This window comes from Clostridium merdae, from assembly GCF_900176635.1.
GTDB lineage: Bacteria > Bacillota > Clostridia > Oscillospirales > Acutalibacteraceae > Faecalispora > Faecalispora merdae.
In genome coordinates this window covers 997,898-1,011,440 of record NZ_FXLN01000004.1, presented here as the reverse complement: position 1 = coordinate 1,011,440, position 13,543 = coordinate 997,898, and the positions used below count along the sequence as shown (strand labels likewise).

13 protein-coding genes are annotated in these 13,543 nt (G+C 44.5%); 9 read left to right on the top strand and 4 right to left on the bottom strand.

What is annotated here, in order from left to right; genetic code table 11:
- The first annotated feature begins 20 nt into the window (after positions 1 to 20).
- The 6 genes from CAN90_RS13495 to CAN90_RS10420 all read left to right on the top strand — a co-directional run bounded on the left by CAN90_RS13495 (position 21) and on the right by CAN90_RS10420 (position 6,643).
- Entirely contained in the window at positions 21 to 215 is a 195-nt protein-coding gene (locus CAN90_RS13495) for a hypothetical protein (protein ID WP_143750821.1), read from the top strand.
- An 831-nt stretch (positions 216 to 1,046) separates the two neighbouring features.
- Positions 1,047 to 1,511 carry an Imm30 family immunity protein gene (locus tag CAN90_RS10440; protein ID WP_085833762.1) on the top strand — a complete coding sequence of 155 codons (465 nt, stop codon included), beginning with the start codon at positions 1,047 to 1,049 and terminating at the stop codon, positions 1,509 to 1,511.
- Between the two features lie 76 nt (positions 1,512 to 1,587).
- Complete coding sequence (locus CAN90_RS10435) at positions 1,588 to 3,216, top strand: sensor histidine kinase (protein ID WP_085833761.1); 1,629 nt, start codon at positions 1,588 to 1,590, stop codon at positions 3,214 to 3,216.
- A complete protein-coding gene (locus CAN90_RS10430; RefSeq protein WP_085833760.1) occupies positions 3,194 to 3,883 on the top strand; it encodes a response regulator in 690 nt (229 codons plus the stop codon). The genes CAN90_RS10435 and CAN90_RS10430 overlap by 23 nt, the downstream gene beginning before the upstream one ends.
- Positions 3,884 to 4,123: 240 nt before the next feature.
- Entirely contained in the window at positions 4,124 to 5,323 is a 1,200-nt protein-coding gene (locus tag CAN90_RS10425) for a sodium/glutamate symporter (protein WP_242953630.1), read from the top strand.
- A gap of 306 nt (positions 5,324 to 5,629) precedes the next feature.
- Positions 5,630 to 6,643, top strand: a complete 1,014-nt coding sequence (locus CAN90_RS10420; protein WP_242953629.1) for a TAXI family TRAP transporter solute-binding subunit — start codon at positions 5,630 to 5,632, stop codon at positions 6,641 to 6,643.
- An 83-nt stretch (positions 6,644 to 6,726) separates the two neighbouring features.
- On the opposite strand, the gene CAN90_RS10415 is transcribed toward CAN90_RS10420, so the two are convergent.
- Together CAN90_RS10415 and CAN90_RS10410 are read right to left on the bottom strand one after the other, a co-directional pair.
- A complete protein-coding gene (locus tag CAN90_RS10415; RefSeq protein WP_085833759.1) occupies positions 6,727 to 7,254 on the bottom strand; it encodes a DUF1700 domain-containing protein in 528 nt (175 codons plus the stop codon).
- Entirely contained in the window at positions 7,251 to 7,601 is a 351-nt protein-coding gene (locus CAN90_RS10410) for a PadR family transcriptional regulator (RefSeq protein ID WP_085833758.1), read from the bottom strand. Before CAN90_RS10410 ends, CAN90_RS10415 begins: the two co-directional genes overlap by 4 nt.
- 395 nt (positions 7,602 to 7,996) lie before the next feature.
- On the opposite strand from CAN90_RS10410, the gene CAN90_RS10405 reads away from it, so the two are divergent.
- From CAN90_RS10405 to CAN90_RS10395, 3 genes are all read left to right on the top strand, one after another.
- The gene (locus tag CAN90_RS10405) at positions 7,997 to 9,190 is read left to right on the top strand and encodes a quaternary amine ABC transporter ATP-binding protein (protein ID WP_085833757.1); all 1,194 of its coding nucleotides are present in this window, start codon (positions 7,997 to 7,999) and stop codon (positions 9,188 to 9,190) included.
- Positions 9,183 to 10,013, top strand: a complete 831-nt coding sequence (locus CAN90_RS10400; RefSeq protein ID WP_085834340.1) for an ABC transporter permease — start codon at positions 9,183 to 9,185, stop codon at positions 10,011 to 10,013. The genes CAN90_RS10405 and CAN90_RS10400 overlap by 8 nt, the downstream gene beginning before the upstream one ends.
- Positions 10,014 to 10,126: 113 nt before the next feature.
- Complete coding sequence (locus CAN90_RS10395; RefSeq protein WP_085833756.1) at positions 10,127 to 11,002, top strand: glycine betaine ABC transporter substrate-binding protein; 876 nt, start codon at positions 10,127 to 10,129, stop codon at positions 11,000 to 11,002.
- A 106-nt stretch (positions 11,003 to 11,108) separates the two neighbouring features.
- Here the strand turns inward: CAN90_RS10395 and CAN90_RS10390 are convergent, their stop codons facing one another.
- Both CAN90_RS10390 and CAN90_RS10385 read right to left on the bottom strand, forming a co-directional pair.
- Entirely contained in the window at positions 11,109 to 12,935 is a 1,827-nt protein-coding gene (locus CAN90_RS10390) for an Eco57I restriction-modification methylase domain-containing protein (protein WP_242953628.1), read from the bottom strand.
- Between the two features lie 125 nt (positions 12,936 to 13,060).
- A complete protein-coding gene (locus CAN90_RS10385) occupies positions 13,061 to 13,540 on the bottom strand; it encodes an acyl-CoA thioesterase (RefSeq protein ID WP_085833754.1) in 480 nt (159 codons plus the stop codon).
- Between the last annotated feature and the right edge of the window lie 3 nt (positions 13,541 to 13,543).

The window sequence follows — 13,543 nt, the reverse complement described above, 5'->3', positions numbered from 1 at the left end:
AGTTTAGAGAAAGTTTATGCTTGGCTAGTAAAAGAAGAGTTGCGCTCAGGCGCAAGGTTTCTGCTGGCGCAGGGCTTTGCCCCTCGTGCCGGGGCGGGCACCTACTTTCACGAAAGGGTGAAAGTAGGCAAAGGCCTTCCAAAGGGAGAGTATCGATTCTCTCCCTTTGGATTCCCTCTCAACGACCAAAGGCTCTGCCTTTGGAATCCGACTGAGCTCCCGCTCTGCATCTATTTCCGCACAGGAACAAGCCTGTGCGTTGCAGATTGTTCCTAAGGTTTTGCTTTACGCTTATAAAGCCATCATCCAGAATTGTGGATAAAGACAAAAAAGAACGCCGTTCCATAAAGGAACGGCGTGAGCCGCACGGGCGATTGTGCGGCGTTATACTCTTACAGACAATAGCGCGGCGAAGCTGGGGGATTCTATTTATTCCTCCATATGCTCAGGGGTTCTTTCTTGTGCTCAGGGGTACTTTTGCTTGTTCACTTTTTTTCCTGGGAGTGGAAAGTGAATGTGTGTGCTCAGTGGTGTTATTGTTAAAAATGCAATATTAAATCCCACAATCTTTCACGGCTTATCACTTTTGTGAATTCCGTGAACCCCAGCTCCGCGTTGCCCTGTCTGTAAGGCAACAAAAAGCGCTCGTCACGGATAGACCCTCCTCTTTCAGGATCAGTTCCACAACAAGCGCTCATTCTATCAGTGCATCTCACAACCAGAACAGAAAATGTCCCTTTTTGTGTTCCCCTCGCTGTTTACAAGTGGGAACAAATGGGTTATAATTGTGAAGCAATCCGCAGCGTAAGCTGTTGTTATGGAGGTGTGTTCTCCGTAGCAGAGGGTGGGTGCTGTGAACACCCATCCTCGCTTTGCACTTATATGTGCCCTACCCCCATAGTTTAACAGTATTTGCCAGAAAAAGCAATGCTAAAATTGAATTTTGGGAAAAAATATCACATTTTTCGTTGTTTTGTCGGATTTTTAGAAATCCGGCTTTTTTATATCCTATTGTTTTTATAACGAAAGAAATGGAGTAAATTTGCATGAATCATCAAGAAATGATAAGGCAGTTATATGGCGCAAGGATGTTAAGCACAAGTTCGGATTATGAATTGTTTGATGATGCTTTCGAAAAATTGCAGGAACCGATAACTGCTGATGACGTTTGCGAATTATGCAAGGTTTTTCATGACGATACAAACGACGATGAGGTCATGTTTGGGTTGGTGCATCTTATGGAACAGCTTGAGAGAGACGAGTACCTTAAATGTATTGCGGAGTGTACCCCCAATATGGTAGAAGCGCCGGTATGGGCAAAGCTTCTAAATAAACGAATCATCAACAATCAGCAAGATTTTATGGAGTATATCACAGTTATAAGAAATTTAGATGTACATAGTAAAGAGAAGATTTTGAGTTTGCTAAAAGACGTCAAAAACGATAATCCGCAAAGATTCGGTGAAAAAGTGAACCTTATCGTTAGCACTGCAATGGGTACAAATGGGTGAGTGATTCAGTGAACGTTTGGGTTCGCCGCACTTTAAAGATTAAAGGAACGTAATTCGAAGAAGAAGGTGCCGCATCATGCTACATAGAAAGAAAAAAAGTGAGCTGGAGCGCGTTTTGTACCGCGGTTTTATGCTTATTTCTACCTTGGTGATTCTGCTGTCGCTTGGTGGAACACTGTACTTTGACATTGACCGCCAGCAAAAAGAAATGGACACCATGATTAGCGGTATTGCCGCCTACATTTCAGAGGGAACCGATGTGGTAACCATGCTCGAAAGCGGTTACCCCTCCCCCTATGTGAAGCAGTCGCTCGATGCACTGTATGGGACAATCCCCAACATTAGCGTAGCGGAGGTCTGCAATAAAGACGGGGTACGTTTTTATCGTACTGACCGCCAAAGCACGGGGGAATCTTATGTAGACGGAGAGGAAATTCCCATTTTACAGGGCAGTAAGCCGTATATCACCATGGGGTATGGTACAAAGGGAGCACAGCGCCGTGCGTTCCATGCGGTAAGCAACGCTAAGGGTGAGATAATTGGCTTTGTGATGGTGTCTGTGTTTGTGGGTGTGATTACCGCTCGCGCGCAAAGCATCGCCTTGGTGCACCTTATGATTTTGGGTGTGATGCTGATTATCGGGTTTTTCTTGAGCCATGCGATTCTTCGTGTTCTTCGCAAAACCTTGATGGGCTTTCAGCCAGAGGAGCTGCTGCGCCGCTATTTGCGGCAGGATGTTGTTCTAAGTGCCGTTGCAGAAGGCTTGGTGGCAACCGATACAGCGGGTACGGTATTGTTTGTGAATTCAGCGGCTCGCAGTATGCTCGGTGAGGAAGAGGTGTTGGAGGGCAGGCTGGTTTCTGAGCTGCTGCCGGATTCACGGCAGGAGGCCGTTTTGAGTACCGGGCAACCGGAGGAACGCCGCTCCTGGATTGTAGGCGGGCACTCGGTGCTGGTGAACGAGGTACCCATTCGAAAAGATAATAACTCGCCCGCAGAGGGAGTACTCACGGTTTTATATGACCGAACGGAAATGCTCCATATGTCAGACGAGCTGTTCGGCGCACGCAGTATGATTGATGCGCTTCGTTCCTATAACCATGAGTTTTCGAACCGCCTGCATGTTATATTAGGGTACCTTGAAACAAATCAGAACGAAAAGGCGATTGGGTATATTATTAACAGTAACCTGATAACCGGGCAGGTAATCTGCCAAACGGCAGATCAAATTCGTGTGTCGGAGCTGTGCGCGCTGGTTGTGGGTAAAATGATGCACGCGGCAGAGCAGGGGATTCAGCTCAAATTAATGGGAGACAGCATTTGCATTGAGCAAGATCTTCTCATCCCGGTAGACGATATGACTAGCATCGTAGGGAACCTGCTGGAAAACGCAATTGAAGATTTGAACCTGTACAAAACGGAGCTTCGGGAGATTAAGCTTGGCCTGTATTGCCGGCCTGACTGCAATATATTAATTTGTGAAGATACCGGCCGTGGTATTTCGAATAAGGTTATGGAGCATATGTTTGAAAAAGGTTTCTCCACAAAAGGAGAGTACCGGGGTACCGGGCTGTACCTGGTTCGCCGTGTTGTGCGGCAGTACGGCGGGCGAATCGATGTAGAAACGGAAGAGGGAGAAGGCACCGTTTTTACAATCACTTTCACCAGAGAGGAGCAAAAGGATGTATCAGGTAATCATAATTGAGGATGATTCTATGGTGGCGGACATCAATTGCCGGTATATTGAGAATACCCCCGGATTTGCGGTTCAGGCGGTGTTTCAAAATGGCGCACAGGCGTTGGAATATTTAAAAACACATGAGGTGCCCCTCATCATTCTGGATTTTTACACTCCCGTGATGAACGGCATGGAGTTTGTGGATTGCCTGCACGGGATGGGCAAAGCACCCGATATTATTATGGTGACCTCTGCCAGCGATGCACAAATCGTTTGCCAAATGGTGACGCGCGGGATTATTGATTATTTGGTAAAGCCGTTTGAGTACCATCGCTTTCGAGAGGCGCTGGATAAGTTTCGCCAATCCCGTGAGCGGTGGGATACGATTGACCATGCACTCCGGCAGGAGGATATTGATGAGCTGTTGTCTACCGGTGCCAACAAAACGGCTCCCGCGCAAATTTTAGCAAAGGGACTCAACGAAAGCACCATGAACATGATACGCCGCTTTTTAATGGAGAATCGTTCTACACTCTTTACGAGTGAGGAGATTGCCGAGCGGGTACATCTCTCTCGTATCACGGTTCGACGTTATATGAGCTTTATGGTGGAAACAAACGAAATTACGAGCACAATCGACTACCAAACGGGTGGACGACCTGCAATTAAGTATTCTTATAGTCAAACTAAATAAAAAAGCTTTTTGCATTTATGGCGTTATGAATAAGTCACACAGTTACTTTAGCTACAAAAGAATTACCTTAGTTACTTAAATTGAAATCATTCTTTCTCCGATTTATACTCAGATTGTAATCAAGGTGGCCGGGGAAGCCTCCTAGAATACGAAGAAAGGCTGGTGACAAACTACATAGGGTAGATGAATGGAACGGCGGTTCGATTCACAGAATAGTAACTACATAAGGGAGAGGATTTTGTGGTAGTATCTTTTGACGTAATGCAAAGCTGTGCACTTGCGGCCCTCGTTGTACTGCTTGGCCGTAGTCTTGTAAAGCGCGTTAAATTTTTTCAAACCTATTGTATTCCAGGCGTTATTGTATGCGGACTCATTGTTAGTATTTTATTGTCTGTCCTGAAGAATGGCGGAGTTTTAACCGTTAATTTCGATGTTAAGGTTCTTAAAGAATTCTTTATGGATATCTTCTTTACGGCGGTTGGTCTAACGGCTTCTGCCAAGCTGATTAAGAATGCTGGTGGTAAGCTTCTAATTGGCATCACCATTACAACCATTGGTTCCATTCTAGCTCAGAATTTACTGGGTATTCTTCTGACAAAGCCCTTGGGCTTGCACCCGCTGCTCGGCCTTGGATTAGGCTCTCTGTCTCTCATGGGTGGTGTTGGTACCTCCGGTGCAATTGCTCCTATGTATGAAGCACTCGGTGCCGCTAACGCAACGGTAATCAGCGTTATGGGCGCAACCTTTGGCATGATTTTTGCCAGCCTGATTGGTGGCCCCGCATCTCGCTTCTTAATTAAGCGTTATAAGCTCTCAGCAAACAAAAATGAAGTGGATGTCAGCAAGCAAAGCGATAATGACGTAACTCCTTTGAATGCAAAGAGCTTTATGGGAAGTGTTTGCCTAGTTGTTATCTCTGCTGGCCTTGGTTCTTATATTGCAATTGCTGTGGGTAATCTCCCCGCAATTGAGTTCCCTTATTTCGTTGGCTGCATGCTCGGTGGTGTTATTATTCGTAATATTCTTGACCACACCAGCTACGAAGTAAACGAGGCAGAGGTTGATGTTCTCAACTCTGTTACACTCGACCTGTTTATCGCAATGACCATGATGACCATTGACGTTACAAAGCTGGCCGATGTTGCTGGCCCGTTCATGATCATCCTTGCTTGCCAAATCGTTCTCATGTTCCTGTGGGTATGGCTTGCAACCTTCATGCTTTGCGGCAAAGATTACAATGCTGCTGTTATGGCCGCTGCTCATGTTGGTATTGGTCTTGGTTCCGGCCCGAACGCGATGGCAAACATGCGCGCTGTTATCTCTGAATACGGCCCCGCAAACGTAGCTTGGGTTGTTTTCACTCCCTTCGCATTAATCGTACTGGACATTGTTAACCCCATCTTCTGTACTGTAATTGCTCCTTGGGTAGCAACTCTGTAAAAAAACAATCTCTTTCAACTACGTGTTCATTACTTATTTGTTTATAAGATTTTCATTTTTTGCTCTACAATAGTAATTTGGTATGCAAAAGGCAGGTTTCTTTGAAGCCTGCCTTTTGCATTTTTGCTGAACATTTTTCATATGCTTATCCCATAATACAATTGCCAAGCAAACTGGTTTCTTTTTTGTGCATAAATCAATTGGAAATACTTAGGAAGCCATGGTATAATACGAAACAGAAAGCTGCCTGCGGCAAAAAAGGCGGCAAAGTTAGCGACGACGGGGCATTAAAACAGGAGAGGGGTGATGTCAATGACTACAGCACAATATTTAAGAAAATCTGCGGCGGTATTTTCTATTTTTGCATTGATGATTACCGGGTGTCAGTCGGCAAACAACAGTTCTTCCGCAAATACCCCACAAAAGGAACAGCCCATTCAGGTATTAACCATTGGCACAGCAGACAGCGGGGGTACCATGTACCCCGTAGGCCGAGCCATCTCTCAGGTAATTAATGAAAAAATACCTCAAATGAAGATTAACATTGGCGCTTCAAATGGCTCTCTTACCAATATTGAAGGGCTGCGGGGCGGGCAAATAGACCTTGGCCTCGTGAGTGGTGATGTAGCCTATTGCGCTTACTGGGGAGAAGAGGAGTTTTCTGGCAAGCCAATGAAAGACCTGCGAGCAATTGGTGCGGTGTATTTCAGTCAATCGAACTGGATTGCGAAAGATACTTCGAACGCGGTATTTGTGCACGATTTGCTTGGCAAGCGTGTAGCCGTAGGGCCAGAAAGCTCTACGACAGAACTTTCTGCTAGAATTGCACTTCAGGTAGTGGGTATTAATTCAAGTAATACAAAGCTAGTGAACTACGGACTGGGTGCTGGAAGCAAAGCTATGCTAGAGGGGAAGATAGATGCAATGCATGGGCTTGCTGGTATTCCAATTAAAGCGATGCAGGATCTTTTCAAAAGTGAGTCCTGTCACTTGCTGCGCTACACAGATGACGAGCTAAAGGCGATACTTGACGACAATGGGCAGTACCTTAAAACAATCATCCCTGCGGGCACTTACTCCGGTCAAAAGGAAGATGTGCCAACCTTTGGCGTAAAGTGTGTGCTTTGTGTAAATGCCGATATGGACGAAGAAACGGTCTATAACATTACGAAGATTCTGCGTCAATCCGTAGAGGATTTGGATGAGCTTCATTATTCATTGGATAACATGAAGGACACAGATTTTGTAACAAAGGATCTTCCGGTTCCCCTGCACCCAGGTGCAGAACGCTTTTACAAGGAAGCGGGTCTCATCAAATAAAGAGCTCTTATCATAAAAAGACCATTCATTGTACTTAAATGTACGGTGAATGGTCTTTTTTTGCACAGAAAATATGATTTTATTTAGTGTATCAGTTGAATCCGCTTTTTATAATCGCTTACCACACGTACAAAATAATTTCGCAGAACACGGTAACATAAAAATGCTAATCCCGCTAACAGAGCAGCGGTGAACATGCTTGCAGGTATACTGAGAATCTGTGGCACCTGCAAATTAAACATCGTCATTTCAACTGCTGCGTTCCCAAAGGTGCGCATGATTCCGCCAATTACGGAAGCAACTGCACCTACCCCAAACAGTAATGCCATACCACCAAACATAAAAATCATAAAAAAACTGGCGGCACCCTTTGAAGCGAAAAAAGGAATCGCCTTTAGCAGGCTGTTTTTTTCCACATAATACTCTCCCGCAAGGGACTTTGCAAGATCTTTCGGGTCACCTAGTCGGCGCAATACCTCTTCCTCGCTCTTACCGGCGGCGATGGTATCATCCATATGCTGTTTAATTTCAGCTATGATGTCTTCCTGCTGCTCCGCAGGCAGCCCTCTTAAATTCGCCCTTAACGCATGGATATAAGCTTCTTTATTCACTTAAGCCCACTCTCCTTTTGATTATTGAGGTCGTTTATCTCTTTTGTGAAATCAACCCATGTCAACGACATTTTCGAAAGCAAATCATTGCCCAATGCGGTTAATCGGTAATATTTTCGCGGGTGACCGCTGCTTTCCGATTCCTGCCAATAAGATTCTAATTTGTTTTCTTTTTGGAGTCTTCGCAGTAAAGGGTATAGTGTGCCTTCCGTAATAGAAAGGTAGTTATATTGCTCAAGAGTTGAAACGATTTCATACCCATAACAAGCCTTTTTGTGAATGAGAGCTAAAATACAAAATTCCATAATGCCACGCCGAAGCTGTGCAACCCATTCCGAATCATCCATTGTTTCACCTCCTAATACAGTGTAGCACATCTTACTATGCGATACAAGGTATATTTGAAAAGATTTTCTATAAAAAATTGGGTAATAATAAAAATGAAAATTTTAAGTCGAAATTGAAGCATGCAAAAAAATCCAATTTTTATATTTTCTGCAATTCATCTAAAAATTAAAAGTTATATTTATGATATGTTTATAAAAAAGAAGAGAATCGTACCTTAATTCCCTTATTTTTTTAAACAAAATTGGATAAATTATATAGAAGTAAAATGCTTTGTCGTATTTTTTATTTGACAAGAATTTCATGCTCGAATATAATTGTACTAACAACTTAGCGTTTGGACATAGGTTGTTACTATGAGAGTAGGTAGAAAAATGTGAATGGGGGATGAGCAGAAATGACAAAGGTTGAAATCAAAAACGTATATAAAGTATTCGGTGCTACCCCGAAAAAAATGATTCCGCTTTTACAAGCAGGTGAAAGCAAAGAATCTGTACTTAAGAAACACAAGCACAGTGTTGGTGTAAACAATGCTTCTTTTTCCGTGGAAGAAGGGGAAATATTTGTTGTTATGGGGCTTTCCGGCAGTGGTAAATCTACATTAATACGGTGCTTAAACCGTTTGATTGACCCCACCTCGGGTGAAATATTGATTGATGGAGAAAACATTGCAGATTGCAACGCCGAGCGGCTTCGCGAAATTCGCAGAAAAAAGATTGCGATGGTCTTTCAAAATTTTGCGCTGTTACCACACCGTACGGTAGCGGAAAATGTCGCTTTTGGGCTAGAAATTCAAAAAGAGGACGAAAGCGTTCGACTGAAAAAAGCAGCAGAGATGCTTGCCGTTGTTGGCCTAAAAGGGTACGAGAACTCATATCCATCTCAGCTTTCCGGTGGTATGCAGCAGCGTGTTGGGCTAGCCCGTGCACTTGCCACTTCACCAGATGTATTGTTGATGGATGAAGCGTTTAGTGCGTTAGACCCACTGATTCGAAAAGGAATGCAGAATGAGCTGCTCAATTTGCAGCGCAAAATGAAGAAAACAATCATCTTTATTACACATGATTTGGATGAGGCACTAAAGCTGGGTGATCGTATCGCCATCATGAAGGATGGTGTGATTGTGCAGATTGGCACGCCGGAAGAAATTTTAAGCCACCCTGCGAATGACTATGTAAGCAAGTTTGTTCAGGGAGTAAACCGATCAAAGATACTTACTGCATCGTCGATTATGAGAGAAGCCGACACTGTAACCACCGTAACGGGCGGTGCGCGTGTGGCACTTCACCAAATGCGGGAAGAAGAAATCTCTAGCGTGTATGTTACCGATAAACAGGGCAACCTGCTTGGGCTTGTTACCATTGATGATGTAACTCGCCTGATTCGTGAGGGGAAGGAAGACCTTACCAGCATTTTAGAAAAGGATTTTTGCACCGTTGGGCCGGATGTGTTAATTGAAGATATTTCGCCCTTGTTCTTAAAAACAAAATACCCGGTAGCTGTTGTAGACAGTGAGAATGTACTTTTAGGGCTCATTTTCAAAGTGTCTGTATTGGCTGGTATTGTAGGAGAGGTGAATGGTAATGATTAGACTACCCATTGGCGACTATGTGGAAAAAGGTATTGATTGGCTCACCATAAATTTAGCGCCATTTTTCACCGGAATAAAAAATGGTTTGTCCGGTATTATTGATGGTTTCGATTTTATTTTTAATGCAATTCCTTTCTTTGTTACCATTGCCATCCTAGCGGTCATCGCTTGGAGGCTTGCCGGCAGGGGAACTGGAATCTTTACCGTGGCCGGTTTGCTATTAATTGTATCGATGAACTTATGGCGCCAAACAATGGAAACGCTTGCCTTAGTGGTAACGGCCACCTTGATTGCGCTGATACTGGGGCTGCCGCTTGGCATATGGATGTCACGCAGTGACAAGGCCAATAACGTAATTCGCCCCGTTTTGGATTTTATGCAAACCATGCCTGCGTTCGTTTACTTAATCCCTGCGGTTTACTTCTTTGATTTAGGAGAAGTACCGGGTGCAGTGGCAACCGTTATTTTCGCAATGCCACCGGTTGTGCGCCTTACCAGCCTCGGGATTCGGCAGGTTCCGGGAGATGTGGTTGAGGCATCAAAGGCGTTTGGCTCAACCTCTGGCCAGCTATTGTGGAAGGTACAAATCCCCATGGCGATGCCAACTATTCTGGCGGGGTTGAACCAGACTATTCTTCTTTCCCTTTCCATGGTGGTTATTTCAGCCATGATTGGTGCAGGCGGCCTTGGTAATGTGGTGTTACAGGGTATTACTCAAATGAAGATGGGTCAAGGCTTTGAAGGCGGGCTTGCAGTGGTTATACTTGCAATGGTCATTGACCGTATTACCCAGAGCCTTGGGAAGAACAAAAAGAAGGCATAAGATTTACTTGTTGATTGCCGCTTTTCATGATTTCATTCCCTAAAAACGTGGGGAAACAGCAGCCTTTTGAAAAGTGCCATAAATAGAGTGACAAAGATCGAAGGAGGAAAACAATGAAAAAAGCAGTAGCAATTGGAATGAGTGTTGTAATGCTTCTTGGTGCAATGGCAGGGTGCGGCCCTTCAGGCGGTAGCTCCGGCGGAGCGGAAAAGAAGACGGTTAAGCTGGGGTATGTGAATTGGTCGGAGGGAATTGCAATGACCAATTTGGCGGCCGCCGTGATGGAAGACCAGATGGGCTATAAGGTTACATTAACAATGGCGGACGTTGCCCCCGTGTTTACATCCGTAGCTAGTGGCAATACCGACGCCTTTATGGATGTGTGGCTCCCAACCACCCACGAGGATTATATGAAAAAGTATGGCGATAAGCTGGAGGATTTGGGAGTCAGCTACGAAAATGCTATGATTGGCCTTGCGGTCCCCAGCTATGTGTCGATAAACAGCATTGATGAGCTGAATGCGAATAAAGACCAGTTTGGCGGTGAAATCATTGGCATCGATTCCGGTGCAGGTATTATGAAAGCAACCGACAAAGCCATTGCAGATTATGGCCTGAATTATTCGCTCCTGCCCGGTAGCGGCCCCACGATGACAGCCGCTCTGAAAAAGGCGATTGATGCGAAAAAACCGATTGTGGTAACCGGCTGGAAACCACACTGGATGTTCTCTCGCTGGGATTTAAAGGTTCTGGAAGACCCCAAGGGTGTTTATGGAGCTGCTGAAAACATCCACATTGTGACTCGGAAAGATTTATCAAAAGACATGCCAGAGGTTGTGAACTTCTTGAAAAACTTCAAGATGAGTGAAAAAGAGCTCGGCGATTTGATGGGTGCCATAGAAGAAAAGGGTGGCGAGCCTTTGGATGTGGCAAGAGCTTGGGCAAAAGAGCATCCCGATTTAATCAAGAGCTGGGTTCCTGCAAAATAATCTATAATAACAAGAATCATCCCTTGCTTAGGCAGGGGATGATTCTTTTATGAATATAGAAATGGCTTCCAAAGTATAGGTAACACATGCAATATTTTGAATATAATTAAAGCACAAGATTGTATTTTTGGAATAAGAAGGTATTTATTTCTTCCGTGTTGGAGCAAGACAACAAAAAACCAATCTCGCTCTCATTTAATTCAGGGATGGAAAAATGCTTTAAGTATTTCTTTTGGTAGCATTTATAATCCCCTCGTAGGGAGTAGCTCACACGAGAGATATAGTATTCCATAACCCCAGAATTTAATATGGTTTGCAATACGGCTAGAGGGTATCGTCCTCCGTCTGCAATCGCATAACCGTTGCAAAAGAGGATTTCTCCATCCGCCTCCATTAAGAACTTTGGGCGTCGGCTGAACATAGGTAATAACAGCTTTGGAACACGGCAGTTAAGCCCTTGGCTCCTGCCATAGGCATACCAGGCTACCGGGTTTGGTTTTCCTTTGTCCCGTGCGGCAAGCACTGGTCGGCAATCCAACAGATATTGGTAACACAGGGGGTACCGAGCCGCCAGCTCTTCTTCTCCCAGAATACGATAGGGTGTTTTAGGGTCGTTGTCACCGCTATAAGGGAATAAAATGTGCTGTCGTTCCTTTACAAGAGAGGCAGCATCCGTTATTTCGGAGATTTTATTAATGGGCTTTACAACATTCGGTTCCATATAATAGCGAGTTCTGCCACGCTGTTTATAATAATAACCGGCTGCTGAATCATAACCATCCAGAAAATAAACATGGTCGCGCAAGGTAGCAATCCCAATTCGGATTTGCTTTTGAATGGATTCACCCGCCTGCTCTATTTTTTGAATGTTCTCCTGTTCGGTCATAGATAAAAACTTCCAACCGGTTGGGTGTAAGTGCATTGCGTCCGTTTGGTAAGGAACTGTACTACTCAAAACAGCAGGAATGTCTGAACTTTTCTTTAGCTTTGCATAAGAAACAGTTCGATTCTCCTGCTTATTTAAAAATAGAAGTGAGCTATACGTATGAACCGGTTCAAACACTAAGTTTTCCCCAAAGTCAATCACCTTTGAAACCGCACGGCGTTCTCCCAATAGTTTTCGCAGTTCTTGTGCGGAAGAAATGGAAAGGTAATTGTTGGGAACAATAAAGCCGATAGAGCCTTGTTCCGAAAGAAAGTGCAGGCTTTGCTCAATAAAGGCATAGAACAGATTAAACGTGCCCCGGCGAGTGGTGCGAAAGCTCCTCTTCAGCCGTTCACTTTCCTCTTTGGGAATGGTGTGCGTATTGATATAAGGTGGGTTTCCCACAATATAATTGAAATCGCTGCAACCAAAAAGCTGTGGCCAGTTACAGTCAAGTGAATCCGCCGTGGCTAGGTGGAATTGAAGCCCCTCTGCACTTTTGTCTACCTGCAAAGCCAGTAAAGTGAGTAAAAGCTGGGTTCGCCGGGTTTGGTCAGCGCTAATATCAATTCCATACAGATGCTTCGATAGTATCTCTTTCATCGGTATTTTAAGAACACGGTGTAAATGGATTGCAGCAGGCAGTAAAAAGGAGCCACTGCCGCAGGCTGGGTCAATCAACCGGCAGCTTTGGGGGCAGGGGGAAGGAATGGTTTGTTCCAGTATGTAGTTCGCAATATACTCTGGTGTAAAAATAACGCCGTTTTTTCCTCTTTCGTGAAGGCTGACCATTTCTTCTAAAATAGATTTAATCATGGTGATAGTTAGCGGCGGTAACGTACGCAGCAAGCCGCATATGCTTGGCTCCGCTTTTTGCACCAGCTCTTGCAGATTAGGGGTAGTTGCTGAAAAGCCGTTTTGCTCCAGAAAAACCTGAACTAAGCTTGCTTCTGTTTGCAGGTGGGTAAAGGATAGAGGAATTTTGCGAAGCAGTTCTTTCGCGTTCATTTGTTTCACCCCATATTAAGAATAACAAAAGGAGAAAGAAAAATGCCATGCTTCCTAGTAAAAAGAAATACCTTCCTTTTTACTAAGTCAATCGGAAGGTATTTCATCAAAGTTCAAACTATAATTTAGTATTGTTCTACCCGGCGCTGGCGGCGCAGCTCGTTTCGACGCTCGCCGGCTTTCCAGTCCACCTGTTCTTCTTCGCTTTCCAGCAGTAGTGGAGGAACTTGCGTTGGGTGGTCATTCTCATTGAGAGCTACCATCACAAAATAAGCACTGTTTACCAGCTTCCGGTTGCCATCCAGGTGTTCTACATAAGTATCAACCCGTATTTCCATAGAGGTTTTGCCAACATAAGTGACTCTGCCGTACAGAACAAGAGTATTGTTTAAATAAACCGGTTCTTTAAATTGCAGATTATCTATGGAGGCAGTGGTGGTATTGTGATTGGAATGTCTTCGGGCTACAACACCTGCAACAATGTCAATCCATTCCATTAGCTGGCCGCCAAACAATCGTCCTGCACCGTTAATATGACTGCTCAGTACAATTTGGATTTGCTCCACAGCGGAATCAGCCACGCGTTTTGGGCTTAGTTCTTTCACAAA

Excerpts from the sequence above, each read along its gene's own strand:
- CAN90_RS10440 (WP_085833762.1), top strand. The coding sequence starts at position 1,047 with ATGAATCATCAAGAAATGATAAGGCAGTTATATGGCGCAAGGATGTTA.
- CAN90_RS10430 (WP_085833760.1), top strand. The coding sequence starts at position 3,194 with ATGTATCAGGTAATCATAATTGAGGATGATTCTATGGTGGCGGACATC.
- CAN90_RS10400 (WP_085834340.1), top strand. The coding sequence starts at position 9,183 with ATGATTAGACTACCCATTGGCGACTATGTGGAAAAAGGTATTGATTGG.
- CAN90_RS10390 (WP_242953628.1), bottom strand. The coding sequence starts at position 12,935 with ATGAACGCGAAAGAACTGCTTCGCAAAATTCCTCTATCCTTTACCCAC.
- CAN90_RS10435 (WP_085833761.1), top strand. The coding sequence starts at position 1,588 with ATGCTACATAGAAAGAAAAAAAGTGAGCTGGAGCGCGTTTTGTACCGC.
- CAN90_RS10395 (WP_085833756.1), top strand. The coding sequence starts at position 10,127 with ATGAAAAAAGCAGTAGCAATTGGAATGAGTGTTGTAATGCTTCTTGGT.
- CAN90_RS10405 (WP_085833757.1), top strand. The coding sequence starts at position 7,997 with ATGACAAAGGTTGAAATCAAAAACGTATATAAAGTATTCGGTGCTACC.
- CAN90_RS10420 (WP_242953629.1), top strand. The coding sequence starts at position 5,630 with ATGTCAATGACTACAGCACAATATTTAAGAAAATCTGCGGCGGTATTT.
- CAN90_RS10410 (WP_085833758.1), bottom strand. The coding sequence starts at position 7,601 with ATGGATGATTCGGAATGGGTTGCACAGCTTCGGCGTGGCATTATGGAA.